General features: G+C 71.7%; 17 protein-coding genes. 10 read left to right on the top strand and 7 right to left on the bottom strand.

Annotation, left to right across the window (positions count from 1 at the left end):
- Window position 1 precedes the first annotated feature (1 nt).
- The 4 genes from ESZ52_RS18260 to ESZ52_RS18245 all read right to left on the bottom strand — a co-directional run bounded on the left by ESZ52_RS18260 (window position 2) and on the right by ESZ52_RS18245 (window position 5,011).
- Window positions 2-2,122, bottom strand: a complete 2,121-nt coding sequence (locus ESZ52_RS18260; RefSeq protein ID WP_131106185.1) for an HNH endonuclease signature motif containing protein — start codon at window positions 2,120-2,122, stop codon at window positions 2-4.
- Between the two features lie 354 nt (window positions 2,123-2,476).
- Window positions 2,477-3,361 carry an NAD(P)H-hydrate dehydratase gene (locus tag ESZ52_RS18255; protein ID WP_131106184.1) on the bottom strand — a complete coding sequence of 295 codons (885 nt, stop codon included), beginning with the start codon at window positions 3,359-3,361 and terminating at the stop codon, window positions 2,477-2,479.
- Entirely contained in the window at window positions 3,358-4,137 is a 780-nt protein-coding gene (locus ESZ52_RS18250) for a histidine phosphatase family protein (protein WP_131106183.1), read from the bottom strand. Before ESZ52_RS18250 ends, ESZ52_RS18255 begins: the two co-directional genes overlap by 4 nt.
- A gap of 76 nt (window positions 4,138-4,213) precedes the next feature.
- Window positions 4,214-5,011: an enoyl-CoA hydratase-related protein gene (locus ESZ52_RS18245; RefSeq protein ID WP_131106182.1), complete on the bottom strand. Its 798-nt coding sequence runs from the start codon at window positions 5,009-5,011 to the stop codon at window positions 4,214-4,216.
- A gap of 76 nt (window positions 5,012-5,087) precedes the next feature.
- On the opposite strand from ESZ52_RS18245, the gene ESZ52_RS18240 reads away from it, so the two are divergent.
- From ESZ52_RS18240 to ESZ52_RS18210, 7 genes are all read left to right on the top strand, one after another.
- On the top strand, window positions 5,088-5,855 hold the full coding sequence (locus ESZ52_RS18240) for an SDR family NAD(P)-dependent oxidoreductase (protein WP_202865378.1): 768 nt from the start codon (window positions 5,088-5,090) through the stop codon (window positions 5,853-5,855).
- Window positions 5,852-6,265: a RidA family protein gene (locus tag ESZ52_RS18235; RefSeq protein ID WP_131106181.1), complete on the top strand. Its 414-nt coding sequence runs from the start codon at window positions 5,852-5,854 to the stop codon at window positions 6,263-6,265. Before ESZ52_RS18240 ends, ESZ52_RS18235 begins: the two co-directional genes overlap by 4 nt.
- 120 nt (window positions 6,266-6,385) lie before the next feature.
- On the top strand, window positions 6,386-7,576 hold the full coding sequence (locus tag ESZ52_RS18230; RefSeq protein ID WP_131106180.1) for an ABC transporter substrate-binding protein: 1,191 nt from the start codon (window positions 6,386-6,388) through the stop codon (window positions 7,574-7,576).
- A gap of 69 nt (window positions 7,577-7,645) precedes the next feature.
- Window positions 7,646-8,524, top strand: coding sequence for a branched-chain amino acid ABC transporter permease (locus ESZ52_RS18225; RefSeq protein WP_202865377.1), 879 nt, complete (start codon window positions 7,646-7,648; stop codon window positions 8,522-8,524).
- A complete protein-coding gene (locus ESZ52_RS18220) occupies window positions 8,521-9,576 on the top strand; it encodes a branched-chain amino acid ABC transporter permease (RefSeq protein WP_131106179.1) in 1,056 nt (351 codons plus the stop codon). Before ESZ52_RS18225 ends, ESZ52_RS18220 begins: the two co-directional genes overlap by 4 nt.
- A complete protein-coding gene (locus ESZ52_RS18215) occupies window positions 9,573-10,385 on the top strand; it encodes an ABC transporter ATP-binding protein (RefSeq protein ID WP_131106178.1) in 813 nt (270 codons plus the stop codon). Before ESZ52_RS18220 ends, ESZ52_RS18215 begins: the two co-directional genes overlap by 4 nt.
- Complete coding sequence (locus tag ESZ52_RS18210) at window positions 10,382-11,113, top strand: ABC transporter ATP-binding protein (protein WP_131106177.1); 732 nt, start codon at window positions 10,382-10,384, stop codon at window positions 11,111-11,113. Before ESZ52_RS18215 ends, ESZ52_RS18210 begins: the two co-directional genes overlap by 4 nt.
- An 88-nt stretch (window positions 11,114-11,201) precedes the next feature.
- Here ESZ52_RS18210 and ESZ52_RS18205 read toward each other — a convergent pair whose 3' ends face one another.
- The gene (locus tag ESZ52_RS18205; RefSeq protein ID WP_238154377.1) at window positions 11,202-12,068 is read right to left on the bottom strand and encodes a PaaX family transcriptional regulator; all 867 of its coding nucleotides are present in this window, start codon (window positions 12,066-12,068) and stop codon (window positions 11,202-11,204) included.
- 63 nt (window positions 12,069-12,131) lie between these two features.
- On the opposite strand from ESZ52_RS18205, the gene ESZ52_RS18200 reads away from it, so the two are divergent.
- Both ESZ52_RS18200 and ESZ52_RS18195 read left to right on the top strand, forming a co-directional pair.
- Window positions 12,132-13,838, top strand: coding sequence for an AMP-binding protein (locus ESZ52_RS18200; RefSeq protein WP_181009849.1), 1,707 nt, complete (start codon window positions 12,132-12,134; stop codon window positions 13,836-13,838).
- A complete protein-coding gene (locus ESZ52_RS18195; RefSeq protein ID WP_131106176.1) occupies window positions 13,835-14,269 on the top strand; it encodes an acyl-CoA thioesterase in 435 nt (144 codons plus the stop codon). The genes ESZ52_RS18200 and ESZ52_RS18195 overlap by 4 nt, the downstream gene beginning before the upstream one ends.
- A gap of 514 nt (window positions 14,270-14,783) precedes the next feature.
- On the opposite strand, the gene ESZ52_RS18190 is transcribed toward ESZ52_RS18195, so the two are convergent.
- Window positions 14,784-15,641, bottom strand: a complete 858-nt coding sequence (locus ESZ52_RS18190) for a DsbA family oxidoreductase (RefSeq protein WP_131106175.1) — start codon at window positions 15,639-15,641, stop codon at window positions 14,784-14,786.
- Between the two features lie 20 nt (window positions 15,642-15,661).
- Window positions 15,662-16,429, bottom strand: a complete 768-nt coding sequence (locus ESZ52_RS18185) for an SDR family NAD(P)-dependent oxidoreductase (protein ID WP_131106174.1) — start codon at window positions 16,427-16,429, stop codon at window positions 15,662-15,664.
- Window positions 16,430-16,514: 85 nt separating this feature from the next.
- Between ESZ52_RS18185 and ESZ52_RS18180 the strand changes: the two genes are divergently transcribed.
- Entirely contained in the window at window positions 16,515-18,881 is a 2,367-nt protein-coding gene (locus tag ESZ52_RS18180) for a bifunctional salicylyl-CoA 5-hydroxylase/oxidoreductase (protein ID WP_131106173.1), read from the top strand.
- Window positions 18,882-18,887 lie beyond the last annotated feature (6 nt).

The raw sequence follows: 18,887 nt of genomic DNA, 5'->3' as shown, positions 1-18,887 counted from the left end.
CTCAGAAGGGTGGCGGCCCGTAGTCCCCGTCGCTGGCCCACGGCCGGTCCTGGGGCATGCCTGCCCCTGGCCTGCCGTGCCGCGTGAGAGGTCGGCGGTGGTAGTAGCTGGGGTCGGTGTCGAGCAGCTGCTCGGGGGTGGGGTGCTCGGGGGCGGGACCAGGGCGGCGGATGCCGTCCCGACGGTGGGTGACGAACATCCAGCCGCCGGTGTCACCGCCGTGCTCGGTGGCTCCCGGCAGGTCGTCGAGGTCTTGCAGGGTCGCCTCTGGGCCGCGGGTGGCCAGGGCGGCGTAGAGGGCCTGGCTGGCCAGGTCGCGCAGGGCTTCCCGGGCCTGAGGGTCGGTGGTGTCGAGCAAGGCCGCGGGCAGGTCTCGCGAGGGCTTGGCCGGGTCGGGGACCGAGCGCAGCGTGGCCCAGTCCGGCACGGGGTGGCCGTGCTGGTCGGCGCGGGCCTGCTCGCGGCGGGCGATCGTGAGGTGGGCGCCTTCGCGGTAGGCGCCGCGGGCGGCGTAGGCGATGTCGCCAGCGACCATGGTGGCGGGGAACTCCTCCTCGTCAAGGCTGGCGCGCACCTGGCTGAGGTACTGGGTGTAGTCGTGCACCCGGGTGGGGGTCGACTGGGCGAGCAGGGTGGTCCAGGTCAGGTCACGGCGGTCGTTGATGATCGCGGCGTGCTTGCGGTTGGTCTTGGCCTGGTGCGGACGGATCGGGAGCGCGGCCAGGTTCGTCTCCGTGGTCGGGCCGCCACCCTCCTCACCTGTCCAGGGGACGACGTGGTCCAGCTCGCAGACGCTGGCGGGGTGGGTGGACCAGGGCACGCGGGCGAGCACGTCGGCGGCGATGACTTGCCGTCGCATCTCCGCATCGGGCCGGTAGGCCTTGATGGTGCGTTCGATGAGGCGTCCGTCGGCGGGATCGGTGAGCAGCCGGTGCAGCGTCGTGCCGGGCGTCAGCGCCAGTTCGCGCACCTGGCCGGGGGTGATGAACGCCCCGGGACGACCGTGCGCGCCCAGGATGTGCCCCACCTGGCCACGCACCACGCGAGAACGCCCGCCCATGATGTCCGTCTTGACCGTGCCCGGGCCGGCTACGGGCACACTGCTCTCCTGCACCTCGGGCGGGGGTGGTGTCGATGCCTGACCGTTGAGGTCGAGATCGTGGCCGTGGCCGCAGCGTCGGCACGCTGCCGTGCCGGTGAGGCTGTCCCAGGGGGTGATGACCTGCAGGGTGATGGTGGGCATGCCGGACAGGACCTGCGCCAGCTGCTCCTCGTGGGCCGGGGACCACAGGTCGTCCAGAAGCACGTCACGGTCTGGCTCCTCGCCGTTCTCCGGTGTCGAAGCCGTCGTGTGCGGGTGGTCGTCGGGGAGCGGGACGTGTCCGTGGACGAGCAGGATGGTGGCGATGTCGGAGCGCAGCTGGTCCAGGGACCGCTCGTCGCCGGCCTTGCGCATGAGGCGGGCTGCGCGGTCCAGGCGGGCGTAGGCACCGCAGACGCGGATCAGGTCGCTGCTGATGGTGATCGTGCCGGTCCCGTCCTCGTCTGCGGTCATGCTCACGCGGCGGGCGGCGTAGGCCGCTCGGCGGCGGGCCCGTTCGGCTTCCACGTCGACACCTTCGACGGCGGTGGCCTCACGTTCTAGGGCCGCGGAGTACCGCTGGTGCTGCCACGGCTCCGTGGTGGGTTCACCGTCGGGGTCGAGGCGTTCCTTCGCCATTAACGAGGGGTCCTCGCCGAACATCGCTTCCGCGACGGCGACGGCGCCCTCCGTGTCCAGGCGGGCGCAGCGGCGCCAGAACGCCTGCACCTGACGCCAGGAGGCGACGCCACTGTCCAGGGCGCCGATGACCAGGGCGCGCACCTGGGCCGGGGCGCAGGCCAGCGCGACCAGGTGGCGGCACTCCTCGGCGCCGCGACCGGTGCAGACCTGCAGCTCGGCGACCGCGTCGGCCTTGGCCTCCGCCCGCCACTTGCGCACCTGCGCCGGGGTGAGCTCCGCCACCGAGGTGAAGCCCTTGAGGACCAGCGCCTCGTCGCCGCAGGCGAACACCACCGCGCGAGCAGTCTCGATCAGCCGGGCAGCCAACCCGGACTCCGTGACCGACAGGAGTCGCGCCACCCGCAAGGACGGGGCGCACGACCGCCCCTCATCCCCTTGCCCAGCCGACTGCCGTGCCAGCTGCCCGTCCCTGAACGGGGCCGGCTCTTCGACGTGTCCGGACTGTCCGGCCGGGCCGCTAGTCTCAGGCTCCGGCTCCATCTGTGGCGCTGAAGTGCTCATGGCGCTCCCCTCCTCCCCGGTGAACGACCTGCTGTTCACCTCATACACACATGCTATGCGCCACCACCGACACGATCACCTGTTCGACCCTGATCTGTGGATAACCCATCATGGGAGGAGAGGGCTGTGCATGGAGGGGCGCCCGCATTCGGAAGAGTCAGCGCTGGAATCTCCAGCGCCGGGGGCCAGTGCTCAGGTGTCCAGCTCGGCGAGGACCTGCGGGATCTGCAGGGCGAGCTCCCGGGCCAGGAATCCCGCGGGTCCCAGCTCGGCCGTGAGTCGGTCGCCGGCGCTGCCGTGCAGGTGGCTGCCCCATACCGCGGCCTGGCAGGGATCGGCCCCCCGACCCAAGAGCCCGGTGACCGCGCCCGCCTTGACGTCGCCCGAACCGGAGGTGCCGAGTCCTGGTCCGCCGACCGCCCCGGCCCACGACCGCCCGTCGGGATGCGCCGTCCAGGTCACGGAGCCGCCGGAGGAGACGCAGACGCCGGTGCGGGCGGCGAGGCGGAGCGAGGCCTCGCGCGGGTCGTCCTCGACCTTGGCGTCGTCCCAGCCCAGGGTGCGGGCGAGCTCGGTCAGATTGGGGGTGATGACCGCCCGGCCCTGGAGGTGCTCCAGGCAGGACGGGTCCTCGGTGACGGCGACCAGCGCCAAGGCGTCGAGCACGACGCTCGTCTGCAGGCCGGACAGGATCCGGGCGGTCAGTGCGCGCGCCTTCTCCGGATCGCCGAGGCCAGGCCCGATGAGCACCGCCTCGCACTGCTGCGCCAGCTCGACGGCGACGTCCGCAGCTTCCAGGGTCAGCTGCCCGCTGCTGTCCTCGGAGACCCCTCGAACCATCGTCTCGGGCATGGCCACCGCCAGGGCCGTGGCGGTGGACTCGGTGGTCACGACCTGGACCTTGCCCACGCCCACGCGCAGGGCGGCCTCAGCCGCGAGCAGGGCACCGCCCGGGTTGAAGCGACTGCCGCCGACGATCAGGACCCGGCCCCGGGACTCCTTGTCGGCCTTCAGCTCGGGCAGCGGCCACCCCCGCAGCAGGTGCGGGGTGACGACCTCTGGCGCGGGCCGGCTCATCGGCCCTGTCCCTGGTCCCCGCCCCCGTGCGAGGGCTCGTGGGTCACGTCCTCGCCGGCCCGGTCCACGGCGGTGGTGTCCCCGTAGGTGACCAGCTCCAGTCCTTCGTCGCCGGCGCGGTAGACGGTCATCGAGCAGTTCGCCAGCGGGGTCTCCTTGTCGGCCGCGAGCACCTCCGCCTCTCCCAGACCCTCCACGGCCACCCGGAAGCACATGATCGTGGCCTGGTGGGAGAAGGCCCACAGCCGCTCCCCGGCATACCTCTCCTGCAGCTCGAGCAGAACCTGCCGCACGCGCTGGACCACGTCGACCCAGCTCTCGCCACCGGGCGGCCGGTAGTAGAACTTGCCGACGCGCTGACGCCGACGGGACTCCTCCGCATGCTCCTGCTCGATGCCGATCCAGGTCATGCCGTCGAAGACGCCGAGGTCCCGCTCGCGGACCCGCTCGTCCACGACGAAGGGCACGTCCAACCCCTCGACGGCGGTCTCGGCCGTCTGCCGGGCCCGACGGTATGGAGAGCTGAGCACCGCGGTCGGCTGCCGGTCGGCCGGGAGGCTGCGCAGGTAGTCGCGCACCGCCTCGGCCTGCTCCACGCCGGTCTCCGACAGCTCGACGTCGGCGTCCCGGACGTCGATGTCGAGGTAGGCCTCGCCGGCGTCCAGCGCCGCCCGGTCGGCCAGGTTGCCCAGGCTCTCGCCGTGCCGCACGAGCACCAGCTCCGCCAGGCCACGCGCCTCGGAGGCGCTCTCCAGTGACTCTCGAGTCGTGGTCATCCCGGCATCATCTCTCGCGTCCTGGGACCGCGCGACCTGCAGCGGAAGTCCCGACCGGGCCTACCTCCGGGAGGGCTCAGCGCCAGGGGCCGAAGTCCGGCGTCCGCTTCTCGGCGAAGGCGTTGGCACCCTCCTTCGCCTCCTCGGTCTGCACGAAGAGGTCCAGCCCCGCGAAGGCGATGTTGCCCAGGCCCTGCATGTGGTCGGAGTCGGCGTTGAAGCTGTGCTTGAGGAAGCGCAGCGCGGTGGGGGAGTAGGAGGAGATCTTCGCGGCATACTCGCGCGCCTTGTCCATCAGCTGCTCCGGCGCGACCACGTCGTTGACCAGGCCCCATCGCTCGGCGGTCTCGGCGTCGTAGAGGTCGAGCAGGAACCAGATCTGCCGCGCCCGCTTCTCACCGACCACCCGCGCGAGGTAGGCCGAGCCGAAGCCCGCGTCGAAGGACCCCACCCGCGGGCCGCTCTGCCCGAACCGCGCGGTGCTGCTGGCCACGGACAGGTCGCACAGCACGTGCAGCACGTGCCCGCCGCCGACCGCGACGCCGTTGACGGCCGCGATGACCGGCTTGGGGATGTCCCGGATGGTCTGGTGCAGCTGCTGGATCTCGAACAGCCCGGACTCCGTCTCGCCGTAGCTGCCGGTCTCGGCCCGCTCCTTGACGTCACCGCCGGCGCAGAACGCCTTCTCCCCCGCCCCGGTGAGGATCACGCAGGCCACCCGGGAGTCGGCCCACGCGTGCTTGAACGCGGCGATCAGCTCGTCGACCGTGCGGCCGCGGAAGGAGTTGTAGCGCTCCGGACGGTTGATGGTGACCACCGCCCAGCTCTCCTCCACCTCGTAGGTGACGTCGGTGAAGTCCTCGGGCCTGATCATCGTGTGCTCCTCGTCGCTGCGCCTATCGGTATGTCGCCATCTTGACGGTCGTCACGGAAAGTGGCAAGGTCGCAGCGTGTCGAGACATCTGGAGCAACCCGTCGCCCTGGTCACCGGGGCGGGTCGCGGGATCGGTGCAGGGATCGCCTCGGCGCTCAGCGACGAGGGGTATGCCGTCGCCCTCACCTCCCGCAGCCGCGACCAGCTGGAGGAGACCGCAGGCCGGTGCACCGGCCCCACGCTCGTGCTCCCCGCGGACCTGACCGCACCTGGGGCGATCGAGGGGGTGGTCGACCAGCTCGAGCAGGAGTGGGCCGCGCCGCAGGTCGTCGTCGCCAACGCCGGAGCGGGCGTCTCCGCGTCGGTGGACCGGACCACCGACGAGCAGTGGCAGCAGATGCTCGACCTCAACCTCACCGCCCCGTTCCGCCTGCTCCGACGCACCATCCCGGCGATGAAGCAGGCCGGGCACGGCAGGATCGTCGTCGTCGCCTCGGTGGCGGCCAAGGTGGGCGAGCCCTACATCTCCGCCTACACCGCCAGCAAGCACGGGGTCCTGGGGCTGGTGCGGTCCGCGGCGGCCGAGCTGGCCAGGACGGGCGTCACCGTCAACGCCGTGTGCCCCGGCTACGTGGACACGCCGATGACCGCGCAGACCGTGCGGGGCATCGTGGACAAGACCGGGCGCACCCCGGAGCAGGCGCTCGCCGCGCTGGAGGCCAAGTCCCCCCTCCACCGGCTCATCACCGTCGACGAGGTCGTCGAGGCGGTGCTGACCTGCCTGCGCAACGGCGGCATGAGCGGTCAGGGGATCAACGTCGACGGAGGAGCGCTCCAGTCATGATCGAACTTGTCAACCCGCCCGAGCTGGGCCAGCCCAAGGGCTTCAGCCACGCGGTCGTCGGCACCGGCAGGACGGTCTTCCTGGCCGGGCAGACGGCGCTCAACCCCGACGGGGTCATCGTCGGCGACACCGTGGTGGAGCAGTTCGAGCAGGCGCTGTCCAACCTGCTGGTCTCGCTGCGCGCGGCCGGCGGAGAGCCCACCGACCTGGCCACCCTGACGATCTACCTGGTCGACATCGACGACTACAAGGCCCACGGCCGCGAGATCGGCCGCGTCTGGAAGAAGCTCCTCGGCAGCCACTACCCGGCCACGGCCGGGATCGGCGTGGCCAGGCTGTGGGACGTCGAGGCGCTCGTCGAGGTGCAGGGGATGGCCGTGATCGAGGCCCGGGAGGGCTCGGACGGCTGATCCTGCAGGTCACGATTTTATTGCGTTCCGTAGACGAGCGATACAGAAGCGACATATGGTGCATGCCATCACCACGTCCCGGCGACGGAGCCGGGTGCACCCGAGGAAGGGTTTCCAGCGATGACCGCACGGACGACCGCACGACGGAAGACACACCTGCTCGCCCTCGTGGCGAGCGGCTCGCTCGCGCTCGGCGCCTGCGGAGGCGGCACCCTGGGTGGCGGCGGCGGTGACGACGAAGGCCCCGTGAAGGTCGGCCTGCTCGTGCCGCAGTCGGGTGTCTACACCAGCCTGGGCGACGACATGAAGGCCGGCTTCGAGGTCTACCTCGAGCAGCACGACAACCAGCTCGGCGGTCAGGACGTGGACGTCGTCCTCGCCGACGAGGGGGAGACCGCCGACAGTGGACGCGCCGCGGCCGACCGCCTCGTCCAGCAGGACGAGGTGCACGTCGTCACCGGCGTGGTGAACTCCGCGGTGATGAACGGCATCGTCGACCTCTTCGAGAGCGAGGAGATCCCGCTGGTCGGGTCCAACGCCTCCCCCACCACCCTCACCGGCGCCGAGTACATCTGGCGCACCTCCTACGTCAACGACGAGCCGGGGGAGGCGCTCGGTGCCTACGTCGCCGAGAACGTCGAGGGCAGCGTGTACTTCCTGGCGGCCGACTACCAGGCGGGCATCGACGAGGTGACCGGCTTCAAGAGCACCTTCGAGCCCGCCGGCGGCGAGATCGCCGACGAGGTCTACACGCCGTTCCCGAGCACGACCAACTTCCAGCCGTTCCTGGCCAACGCCCGCTCCTCGGGTGCCGAGGCGATGTTCACCTTCTACGCCGGCGGTGCCGCGGTGGAGTTCGTCAAGCAGTACGAGCAGTTCGGCCTCAAGGACGAGATCACCCACTACTCCGCGGGCTTCCTCACCGAGGGTGGCGTGCTGGACGGCCAGGGCGACTCCGCGCTGGGCACCTTCACCGCGATGAACTACAACTACGACCTGGAGAACGAGCTCAACGCCCAGTTCGTCGCCGACTACGAGGAGAAGACCGGCCGCAAGCCCACCACCTATGCCGCGGCCTCCTACGACGCCGCCCGGGTGCTGGACCTCGCGATCGCCGAGGCCGGGGGAGCCGACCCGCAGGCCATCAACGAGGCCATCGGCGGCCTGGGCGAGATCGAGTCGCCGCGCGGCACCTGGCGGTTCAACGACAACGGCACCCCGATCCAGAAGTGGTACCTGCGCGAGGTGCAGGAGGTCGACGGCGAACTGGTCAACGTCGTGATCGAGGAGCTGGGTGAGCTGGGTGGCTGAGGCCCGCACCCGGCACGCCGTCCACCACCGGCCCGACCACGTGCCGCACCACCTGCGACCGCCCGCACCGTGATCGGCTGGTTCGACCAGAACCTCGTCAGCATGGTGGACGGGGTGGCCTACGGCCTGCTGCTGTTCACGCTGGCCGTGGGCCTCTCCCTGGTCTTCGGGATGATGGACGTGCTCAACCTCGCGCACGGCACGCTCTACCTGGCTGGCGCCTACACCGCCTACGCGCTGTCCGACGGCAGCTGGACGGGCCTGCTCATCGCCCTGGTGGTGGGCCTGCTGGTCGGCGTCCTGGGCGGTGGCCTGCTCGCAGCTGCGGTCGCGCCGCTGCAGGGACGCGGGCACCTTGACCAGGCGGCGCTGACGCTGGGCATCTCGTTCATCGCCGCGGAGATCTTCCTCATGTTCTTCCCGGCCGAGACGCTCTCGACAGCTCCTCCGACGGCGCTGGCCGGCTCGATCACCGTCCTGGGCTACACCTACCCCCTCTACCGGCTGGTCTTCATCGGCGTGGCCGGCCTGCTCGCCGCGCTCGTCTACCTGGCCTTCGAGCGGACCTCCGTAGGTGCCCTGGTCCGGGCGACCGTCGCCGACCGGGACATGGTGCGGGCCATGGGGGTCGACACCCGCAAAATCCTCTTCGGCGTCTTCGCCTTCGGTGCCGTGCTGGCCACCGTCGGCGGGGTCCTCGGCGCCCCGATCCTGGCGCCTGGTCCGCACGTGGACCAGAGGGTCCTGGTGCTCTCCCTGGTCGTCGTGGTCATCGGCGGGCTGGGGTCGGTCCGGGGGGCGCTTCTCGGCGCGCTGCTGATCGGCCAGGTCCAGACGCTCGGGGTCGCCCTGTTCACGGACTACGCCCCCTTCCTGCTCTTCGGGGCGATGCTCTTCGTCCTGGCTCTCCGCCCCCAGGGGCTGTTCGCGACGGGGAAGACCGCATGAGCACCGCCCAGCCCGCGCGCGACGTGCGGCATACCCCCGACACCCGGGCGGTCGAGCCGGCCCGCCGCCGACGGCCGGACGTCCGCCAGAGCCTCGTCGTCGGGGTGGTCGTGCTCGCCCTGCTCGCCATCCCGTGGGTGCTCGGCACGTATGCGGTGATGACGTTCACCAAGATCCTCATCTTCGCCGTGCTGGCCATGAGCGTGAACCTGCTGACCGGCATCGCCGGCCTGCCCACCCTGGGCCAGGCGGCCTACTTCGGCGTCGGGGCGTACGCCGGCGCCCTGACCGCGATCCACGTCTCCGAGCTGGGCCTCGTCCAGCTCGTGGTCGCGGTCGTGGCCGGCGTGGTCGCCGCGCTGCTCACCGGCCCGGTCGCGATCCGCGCCCGCGGTGTCGCCTTCCTGATGATCACCCTGGCCATCGGCGAGATCGCCTACAGCGCCGCCGGCCGCCTGCACGAGATCACCCGCGGGACCGACGGCCTGTCCGGCATCCCGCCCGTCGTGGCCGTGCCCGGAGCAGAGGGCCTGCGCAACCAGGGCTTCATCTACTACTACGTCCTCGCCGTCGCGCTCATCGCCTACGTCCTCGTGGCCATCCTGCTGCGCTCGCCGCTGGGGCTGACCCTGCGCGGGCTGCGGGACAACGAGGCGCGGCTGCGGGCAGTGGGCTACCGCACCGACAGCTACGCGCTCGCGGCCTACGTCATCGCCGGCGGCCTGGCCGCGCTGGCCGGCTCCCTGTGGGCCTCCTCCCAGCGTTTCGTCGCCCCGGGCGACATGGGTTTCCAGGTCGCCGCCCTGGCCCTGCTCTGCGTCATCGTCGGCGGCGTCGGGTCGATGTGGGGCGCCTGCCTCGGCGCCATGGTGGTCATCTTCACCCGCGACTACCTCGGCCAGATGGGCTTCGCGAGCGGCCCGCTGCTGCTGGGCATCCTGTTCGTCCTCGCCGTCTACCTGCTGCCGAAGGGGATCGCCGGAGGTCCGAGACAGTGGGGCGGGTGGCTGCGCCGGCTGCGCAAGGGCGCCGCGGGGGAGGTCGAGGTATGACGAGCACGCCCGCCACCTCCTCCGGGTCGCCCGCCCCCGCGCTGCGCCTGCAGGGCCTGGGCAAGGACTTCGGCAGCCTGTCTGCGGTCAAGGACGTCAGCTTCGACGTCGCCCCCGGTGCCCGGCACGCCGTCATCGGTCCCAACGGCGCGGGGAAGTCGACCCTCTTCGCGCTCGTCGCCGGCGCGCTCCCGGCGACCGCGGGGACGGTGACCCTGCACGGCGACGACGTGACCAGGCTCTCCGAGCACGCCCGTGCCCGCCGCGGCCTGGTCCGCACCTTCCAACACTCCTCGCTCTTCCTCTCGGCCACCGCCCGGGAGAACATCCTCATCGCCGTGCAGCGCCGCCACGGTGTGCAGGGGCAGCCCTGGCGCGCGGTGACCCGGCGCCGGGCCCTGCTCGCCGAGGCGGACGAGGTGCTCGAGCAGCTCAACCTGCAGGACCGGTCCGGCGCGACCGCAGCATCGCTGTCCCACGGGGAGCGGCGGCAGCTCGAGGTCGCCGTCGCGCTGGCGACCCGGCCGTCGGTGCTGCTGCTGGACGAGCCGGCCGCCGGGATGTCCCCGGCCGACACGATGGCCTTCCAGGACCTGGTGCTGGGGCTGCCCGCCGAGGTCACCGTCCTGCTCGTCGAGCACGACCTCGACCTCGTCTTCGGCGTCGCCGACCGGGTCACCGTCCTGCACCTCGGCCAGCACCTGCTGACCGGGGACCCGGACGAGGTCCGGGCCAGCGACGCCGTCCAGCAGGCCTACCTGGGCGCCGAGGACACCTCGGAGCTGTTCATCGAGGAGGGATCGGGATGAGCACGGCCACCCCCGACACGGCCAGCGCGCCCATTCTTGCGACCCGCGGCCTGGTCTCCGGCTACGACGGGTCCCGGGTGCTGCACGGGGTCGACATCGCCATCCCCGAGGGCGGCGTGCTGGCCCTCCTCGGCCGCAACGGCGTGGGCAAGTCCACGCTGGTCAACACGATCATGGGCCTGGTCCGGCCGATGGCGGGCTCGGTGACGGTCGCCGGGCACGAGGTGGCCGGCGCGCGACCGGACCGGATCGCCAAGCTCGGCGTCGGTCTGGTGCCGCAGGGACGCCGCGTCTTCGGTCCCCTGACCGTGGCCGAGCACCTGGACATCGCCGACCGGTCGGGCCGGCAGGGCGCGTGGACCCGGGAGCGGGTGGTCGAGCTGCTGCCCCGGCTGGGCGAGCGGCTGCGCAACGGCGGCAACCAGCTCTCCGGCGGCGAGCAGCAGATGCTGGCGATCGCCCGGGCGCTGCTGACCAACCCGACCATCCTGCTGCTCGACGAGCCGTCCGACGGGCTCGCCCCCGCGATCGTCCAGCAGGTCGGCGAGGTCGTCCGCGAGGTGTGCGACGCCGGGATGACCGTGCTCGTCGTCGAGCAGAACCTGCGCCTGGCCCTGTCCGTGGCCGACCACGTGGTGGTCATGCAGAAGGGCTCGGTGCAGTGGGACGTGCCCGTCGAGGAGTTCCGCCGCCACCGCACCCGCGCCGAGGAGCTGCTCGGCATCTGACCCGACCGGCGACACGGTGTGTCCCCCACCGGCGACACGCTGTGTCCCCGACCGGCGACACGCTTTGTCCCCGACCGGCGACACGACCTCAGCTGGCCTCCTCGACGAACCGGTGCGAGGGGCCCTCGAGGCGGCGCTGCAGCGCGAAGAAGAGGTCGGCGGCCCTGGTCCCGGCCCAGTCCCGCGGGAGCAGCTCGGGCGCCAGGCCAGGGTCGAGGTAGGGCAGGCGCCGCCAGGCGGTGAGCACCCGCACGTAGTCGGCGAACGCCATACCCGGGTCGTCCTTGCCCCGCCGGGCGCGCCAGCTCGCCAGGACCGGTGCGTGCTCGGCGCAGAACTCCTCGTAGAGCTCCCCCAGGCCCTCGAGGTCCCACCAGCGCGCCACCTCCTCGGCGGCCGCGGAGAAGCCGAGGTAGGTGGCCTGGAAGAGGTCGACGTACTCCGCCAGGTCCTCCCGCAGCAGCATCTCGCGCGCCTCGTCGTGGAGGTGCGCCGGCGCGATCCAGACGCCGGGGCCGACGGAGCCGAAGCCGAGCCAGGCCAGGCGCGAGCGCAGGGTGTGCCGGCGGCGGCGCTCGGACTCCGGCACGCTGAAGACGGCGAGGACCCAGCCCTCGTCGACGGTCCCCCTGCGGCGGCGGAAGATGCGCCGGTCCCCGGCGTCCAGGATCTCCCGGGCCTGGGCGGACAGGGCGTAGCCCGCCCGGCCGTCGATCCGCTCCGGCTCCAGGATGCCGCGACGCTTGAGCCGGGAGATCGAGGAGCGCACCGCCGGCTCGTCCACGTCCAGCCGGGCCATCAGCCGGATGAGGGTGCTGACGCTCAGCCAGCCCCCGACCTCCCGGGCGTAGAGGCCGTAGATCGTCACGATGAGCGCGCGCAGACCGGCGTCGACCCCGGTCCCGGAGCGCCCGGAGTCGTGCGCAGATGATGTCGTGCCCTTGACTGTCGTCACGCAGCTAACATACTGGGGAGCACCGGGCACCGTCGCCGAAGGTGCCGAGAGAGAGGTCTGCTGATGCCGGACGCGCCCCTGTCGCTCTCGCCGAGCGCGCACGTCGACACCTTCTGCCGCGACAACCTGCCACCCCGTGACCTGTGGCCGGAGTTCATCTTCGAGGTGCCCGAGGTGCAGTACCCCGCGCAGCTCAACGTCGGCACGGTGCTGCTGGACGACGTGATCGACCAGGGTGGCGCGGACCGGCCGTGCATCCTCGCGCCCGACGGCACCCGGTGGACCTACGGCGAGCTGCGCGAGCACGCCAACCGGATCGCGCACGTCTTCGTCGACGACCTGGGTCTGGTGCCCGGCAACCGGGTGCTGCTGCGTGGGCCGAACAACCCGTGGCTGGTGGCGATCTGGATCGCCGCGCTCAAGGCCGGCGCGGTGATCGTCCCGACGATGCCGATGCTGCGGTCCAAGGAGCTGTTGACGATCTGCGAGATCGGCAACTTCAACCTGGCGGTGTGCGACCACCGGTTCACCGACGACCTGCTCAACTCCCAGATCCCAGGGCTGCGGATGCTCACGTACGGCGCGACCCAGGGCGGCGAGGAGCAGCAGGGTGCCGCGGGCCTGGACGACATCCTCGCCCTGGCGCGGGACAAGCCGACGACCTTCGAGGACGTCCCGACCGCCGCGGACGACGTCTCGATGCTGGCCTTCACCTCCGGCACCACGGGCCGGCCCAAGGCCACCATGCACTTCCACCGCGACATCCTGGCCAACGCCGACACCTTCTCCCGCTACGTGCTCCGGCCGGCGCCGGACGACGTCTTCATCGGCACCCCGCCGATCGCCTTCACCTTCGGCCTGGGCGGGCTCGTCATCTTCCCGCTACGGGTGGGGGCCAGCACGATCATGGTCGAGAAGGCGACCCCGGAGCAGCTGGCCGACCTCATCGAGGAGCTCGGCGCGACGGTCTGCTTCACCGCCCCCACGGCATACAAGGCGATGCTGGCCAAGGGGAGGGCGCCGGCGCTGAGGGGCCTGCGCCGCGCGGTCTCGGCGGGGGAGCACCTGCCCCGCGCGACGTGGGAGGAGTTCCACGAGGCCACCGGGCTCAAGCTCATCGACGGCATCGGCTCGACCGAGATGCTGCACATCTTCATCGGCTCCTCCGACGACGACATCCGGCCCGGCTCGACCGGGAAGCCGGTGCCGGGCTACCGGGCGAAGGTCATCGACAAGGCGGGCCGGGACGCGCCCGACGGTGTGGCCGGCCGGCTCGCGGTCAAGGGGCCGACCGGCTGCCGCTACCTGGCCGACGAGCGGCAGACCGTGTACGTCCAGGACGGCTGGAACATCACCGGCGACACCTTCATCCGCGACGAGGACGGCTACTTCTGGTACCAGGCCCGCTCGGACGACATGATCATCAGCGCGGGCTACAACATCTCCGGCACCGAGGTCGAGGAGGCGCTGATCTCGCACCCGGAGGTGATGGAGTGCGCCGTGGTCGCGGCGCCGGACGAGGAGCGGGGGTATGTCGTGAAGGCCTACGTCGTGCCGCGCCGCGGCCGCACCGAGCTGGGTGGTGAGGACGGCGAGGCGACGCTGCGCAAGACGCTGCAGGACCACGTGAAGGGCGTCATCGCGCCGTACAAGTACCCCCGCCAGATCGAGTTCCTCGACGCGCTGCCGCGGACCTCGACCGGCAAGGTGCAGCGGTTCGTGCTGCGCAAGGAGGCTGCGACAGCCGCCACGGGGTCGGTCGACGCGTGACCCGGGTCAGCGTCACCCGCACCGTCGACTGGGTGGACACGGATGCGGCCGGCCACTACCACCACTCGGCCGTCATCCGGTGGGTCGAGGCCGCCGAGAACGCGCTGCACGAGGAACTGGGCCTGCTGGACCTCTTCGGCACCGCCCCACGGGTCCGGTACGAGGTGGACTACCTGGACCGGCTGTGGTTCCGCGAGCAGGTGGACACGACGTTGTGGGTCGAGAAGGTCGGGACGTCCTCGCTGACCTACGCCTTCGAGGTCGCCGGCCCGCGCGGCCCCGCAGCCCGTGGTCGGATGGTCTGCGTCAACGTCGGTCCAGGGGAGTCGGCGGACGCAGTGGCCCTGGCGGACGCAGCCGGGTCCGCGGGCGGCGCCGGACCCTGGCCACTCGGGGTCCGCGAGCGGTTGAAGAGCCGAGCAGATCGGTAGGAGCTGCCCTGTCGGCGTCGGTCCGGCGCAACCGCGCTGATCGTGCACTCCAGCGCCCTGCTGGACCCGTGCACGGGTATGTGTCGTGCGGCGTTCTCGCCGGACCGGGCGGCACAACAGACGAGCGGGGTCTCGGCGACCGCCGCGACGAGTAGCGCCAGTGATACGCGTCCGCGACGGCCGTGACCGTGACGCTATAAGTCGAGGGCGTCTCGCGCAAGGGTGCCCTTGGCCGGGCGCGTCATCAGCCGACCTCCCGGGCTGGACGACGAAAGTCACCTCGGACGGGAAAAGTCACCGTGGACGGGGGATATATCCATGTCCGTCGAACATTTCCTTGTCAAGGAGTGACATCTGCCCTGTCGAGGCGCGACATCCGCGGCGAGAGCCAGCTCCCTGCTCGGTGTCGACCTCCTCGCGCAGAGGCCGGCCGGGCTCAGCGGCAGCCGCAGGCCCCGGAGCCGCAGCCGCCCACGCCTGCCGGCTCCGGCTCGCGAGCGGCCTCTGCAGGGGCTCAGCGGCAGCCGCAGGCCCCCGAGCCGCAGCCGCCCACCGCGGCCGGCTCGGGCTCACGGGCAGCCTCCGCGGGCGCTCCGCCGCCACAGCCGCACGCCCCCGAACCGCAGATGCCGCCGCCGGCAGACTCGTGCGGAGCCGGTGCGGCCTGCTCGACCTGCGGCGCCGGTGCCCCGCCGCCGCAGCCGCAGTTGCCACCGCAGCCGCCGCCGGCGGTGTTGCCCTGGTCGTCCCAGGCGTAGCGCAGCGCGCCGAGCATCGTCTCGACCGGCTGCACACCGGTGACCCCGAACTTCTGGTCGAGCACGAAGGTCGGCACGGCGGAGATCCCGATCCGGGTGGCCAGGTCGATGTCGGCGCGCACCTCGGTGCCGAAGGAGTCCTGGGCCAGCACGCCGCGGACGTCCTGCGGGTCCAGCCCCGCCTCCGTGGCCAGCTCGATGAGCACGTTCTGGTCGCCGATCGCGCGGCCCTCGGTGAACCAGGCCCGCATGATCCGTCCGGTGACGGCCTCCTCCAGGCCCTGGAAGCGGGCGAAGTGGATGATCCGGTGCGCGTCGTAGGAGTTGCCGGGGACCGTGTCCTGCCAGCGGTAGTCCAGACCCACCTCCGCGGCGTCGGCGGCGAGCTGCTCCTGGGTGGCCACCATCTGGTCGCGGTCGACGCCGTACTTCTCCGCCAGGCGGTCGAGGTTGCTGCCCGGGGCCGTGGCCGGCGCCTCCGGGTCGAGCTGGTAGCTGTGCCAGATCACCTGGATCTGGTCGGCGTGCTCGAACTCCTCCAGGGCCAGCGCGAGATGACGCCGTCCCAGGTGGCAGAACGGGCAGAGCAGGTCGGACCACACATCGATACGCACCACCTCAGCCTACGCGCCGCTCACAGCGGCATGAACCGCCCGCCGTTGACGTCGAGCACGACCCCGGTGATGTAGGACGCGCCGGGCCCGGCCAGGAAGAGCACCGGGTCGACGATCTCGCGCAGCTCGGGGAAGCGGCCCAGCGGGATGGCGCCCAGCACCTCGTCCCGCTCGGCGGCCGGCATCTCGTCATACATCTGCTGCAGCCGGCCGGTCAGGAACAGCCCCGGCGCGACCGCGTTCACGCGCTGTCCCCGGCCGCCCACCTCCCGGGCCAGCCGCCGGGTGAGGCCGAGCACGGCGGCCTTCGAGGCGGCATACGGGACCCCGGTCACGGGCGAGGGCTGCCGCCCCCCGATCGAGGAGACGGTGACGACGACGCCGTCGTCGGGCATCCTGGCCAGCGCCGCCTGCGCGCAGTAGAAGGTGCCCTTGACGTTGACGTCGACGACGAGGTCGACGTGCTCCTCCTCGATCTCCGCCAGGCCCCTGGGGGTGCCCAGCGACCCGCCGGCCAGGGTCACCAGCACGTCCAGCCCGCCGAGGTCCGCGACGACGGCGTTCATCACCCGCACCACCGCCGAGCGGTCGCTCACGTCGAGCTCGTAGCCCCGGGCGGCCACGCCATACCGCTGGGAGACCTCGCCCGCCGCCTCCTCGGTGCCGCGCACATCGAGCACGGCGAGCGAGGCACCTTGCGCCGCGAAGCCCTCGCACACGGCGCGGCCGATGCCCCCCGCACCGCCGGTGACGACCACGACCTTGCCCGCGAACGACCCGACCTCCATGGCAATTATCCTGTCTTGTTGACGACCGTTTCGAATCCAACATAGTCTGGCCGCGCTGGTACCGACAACGACGAAGGAGTCCCGGATGCGCATCGCGATCATCGGTGGGGGTCCGGGCGGGCTGTACTTCGCCGCGCTGACCAAGGCGCTGGACCCGTCCCACGAGATCACGGTGTGGGAGCGCAACGCCCCCGACGACACCTTCGGCTTCGGCGTCGTCTTCTCCGACGAGACCCTCGGCGGGATCGAGCACGCCGACCGCGCCGTGTACGAGGCGATGCAGGCCGAGTTCGCACGATGGGACGACATCGACGTCCACCTGGACGGGCAGGTGTACACCTCCGGGGGTCACGGTTTCGCCGCGATGACCCGCAAGCGGCTGCTGGAAATCCTGCAGGCCCGCTGCCGGGAGCTCGGGGTGACGATGCACTTCCGCACCACGGCCCCCGACGTCGACGAGCTGGCCCGCGACCACGACCTCGTGCTGGCCGCCGACGGGCTCAACTCCATGGTCCGCCGGCGTTACGAGGCCACCTTCCGGCCCACGCTGGACGCGCGCCGCTGCAAGTACATGTGGCTGGGCACCACCAAGGTCTTCGACGCCTTCAAGTTCTACATCCTGCGCACCGAGTGGGGCGTCATGCAGGTGCATGGCTACCCCTACGACGCGACCGGCTCGACCTTCATCCTGGAGATGCACGAGGACGTATGGCGTGCCGCCGGCTTCGACCACGCCGAGGACCGCGACTGGGTGCCGGGGGAGAGCGACGAGGAGTCGATCGCCCGCGTCCAGGAGCTGTGCGCCGACATCTTCGAGGGCCACGAGGTGATGGCCAACAACTCGCGCTGGATCACCTTCACCACGATCCGCAACGAGACCTGGCGGGCGGGGGAGCGGGGCAACATCGTCATCCTCGGCGACGCCGCGCACACCGCGCACTTCTCGATCGGCTCGGGCACCAAGCTGGCGATGGAGGACGCGCTCGCCCTGGCCGCCTGCCTGCACGAGCACGACGACGTCGACGCGGCGCTCGCCGCCTACGAGGAGGAGCGCAAGCCGGTCGTGGAGTCGACCCAGCGTGCGGCGCAGGCCTCGCTGGAGTGGTTCGAGAACCTGGGCCAGTACATGGACCAGGAGCCCGAGCAGTTCGCCTTCAACATCATGACCCGCAGCCGGCGGGTCACCCACGACAACCTCAAGGTCCGCGACCCCGAGTTCGTCCAGCAGATCGACGACTGGTTCGCCCGCAGCACCCCCGGCGGCAGGCCGCATACCCCGCCGATGTTCCAGCCCTTCCGCCTGGGCGAGCTGGAGCTGACCAACCGGGTCGTGGTCTCCCCGATGGACATGTACGTCTCGCCCGGTGACGGGATGCCGACCGACTTCCACCTGGTCCACCTGGGCGGCAAGGCGATGGGCGGTGCCGGGCTGGTGATGACCGAGATGGTCTGCACCTCGGCCCAGGGACGGATCACGCCCGGATGCACCGGGATCTGGACCGACGAGCAGGCCGTGGCGTGGGGCCGGATCGTCGACGAGGTGCACCGGCTGAGCGCCGCCAAGATCGGTCTGCAGGTGGGGCACTCGGGCCGCAAGGGCTCGACGAAGCTCATGTGGAAGGGCATCGACCAGCCGCTGGAGGAGGGCAACTGGGAGGTGGTCGCGCCCTCGCCGCTGCCCTACCGCCCCGGGGTCAACCAGGTCCCGCGCGAGCTGACCCGCGAGGACCTGGAGGCGGTCAAGGAGGAGCACGTGGCGGCCGCCCGGCGCGGTGCCGAGGCCGGCTTCGACCTGCTCGAGCTGCACTGCGCCCACGGCTACCTGCTCTCCTCCTTCATCTCTCCCGTGACCAACCAGCGCACGGACGAGTACGGCGGTGACCTGGCCAACCGGCTGCGCTACCCGCTGGAGGTCTTCGCTGCCATGCGCGAGGTCTGGCCGGCGGAGCGGCCGATGACCGTGCGCATCTCGGCCACCGACTGGGTCGAGGGCGGCATCGACGTGGACGACGCGGTGCAGATCGCCCAGGCGTTCAAGGACGCAGGCGCTGCGGGCATCGACGTCTCCTCCGGCCAGGTCACCCCCGACGAGCAGCCCGCGTTCGGCCGGTCCTACCAGACGCCCTTCGCCGACGCGATCCGCAACCGGGTCGGGATCCCCACGATTGCCGTAGGGATCATCTCCTCCTGGGACGACGTGAACTCGATCGTCCTCGCCGGCCGCGCCGACCTGTGCGCCGTCGGCCGCGCCCACCTCTACAACCCGAACTGGACCCTGCACGCCGCGGTCGAGCAGGACTACGACGGCCCGGGCGCGGTGTGGCCGATGCCCTGGCGCGCCGGCCGCCGCAAGCCGCAGACCGGCCGCTCCGACGGCCCCAAGCCGCGCCTGCAGCTGGTCCGCGAGGGCGAGACCGGCAGCCGCCACGCACGGTGGAGGCCCGGGGCATGACCACCC

Origin of the sequence: Ornithinimicrobium sufpigmenti (assembly GCF_004322775.1) — a bacterium.
Lineage (GTDB): Bacteria > Actinomycetota > Actinomycetes > Actinomycetales > Dermatophilaceae > Ornithinicoccus > Ornithinicoccus sufpigmenti.
The sequence above is the reverse complement of the archived record's forward strand: the minus strand, read 5'-3'. Positions and strand labels throughout refer to the sequence as shown.

What these genes read in the sequence shown, in the direction of transcription:
- ESZ52_RS18245 (WP_131106182.1), bottom strand. Translation starts at nt 5,011, where the DNA reads ATGATCAGGCCCGAGGACTTCACCGACGTCACCTACGAGGTGGAGGAG.
- ESZ52_RS18215 (WP_131106178.1), top strand. Translation starts at nt 9,573, where the DNA reads ATGACGAGCACGCCCGCCACCTCCTCCGGGTCGCCCGCCCCCGCGCTG.
- ESZ52_RS18200 (WP_181009849.1), top strand. Translation starts at nt 12,132, where the DNA reads ATGCCGGACGCGCCCCTGTCGCTCTCGCCGAGCGCGCACGTCGACACC.
- ESZ52_RS18180 (WP_131106173.1), top strand. Translation starts at nt 16,515, where the DNA reads ATGCGCATCGCGATCATCGGTGGGGGTCCGGGCGGGCTGTACTTCGCC.
- ESZ52_RS18185 (WP_131106174.1), bottom strand. Translation starts at nt 16,429, where the DNA reads ATGGAGGTCGGGTCGTTCGCGGGCAAGGTCGTGGTCGTCACCGGCGGT.
- ESZ52_RS18255 (WP_131106184.1), bottom strand. Translation starts at nt 3,361, where the DNA reads ATGAGCCGGCCCGCGCCAGAGGTCGTCACCCCGCACCTGCTGCGGGGG.
- ESZ52_RS18250 (WP_131106183.1), bottom strand. Translation starts at nt 4,137, where the DNA reads ATGACCACGACTCGAGAGTCACTGGAGAGCGCCTCCGAGGCGCGTGGC.
- ESZ52_RS18220 (WP_131106179.1), top strand. Translation starts at nt 8,521, where the DNA reads ATGAGCACCGCCCAGCCCGCGCGCGACGTGCGGCATACCCCCGACACC.
- ESZ52_RS18230 (WP_131106180.1), top strand. Translation starts at nt 6,386, where the DNA reads ATGACCGCACGGACGACCGCACGACGGAAGACACACCTGCTCGCCCTC.
- ESZ52_RS18235 (WP_131106181.1), top strand. Translation starts at nt 5,852, where the DNA reads ATGATCGAACTTGTCAACCCGCCCGAGCTGGGCCAGCCCAAGGGCTTC.
- ESZ52_RS18210 (WP_131106177.1), top strand. Translation starts at nt 10,382, where the DNA reads ATGAGCACGGCCACCCCCGACACGGCCAGCGCGCCCATTCTTGCGACC.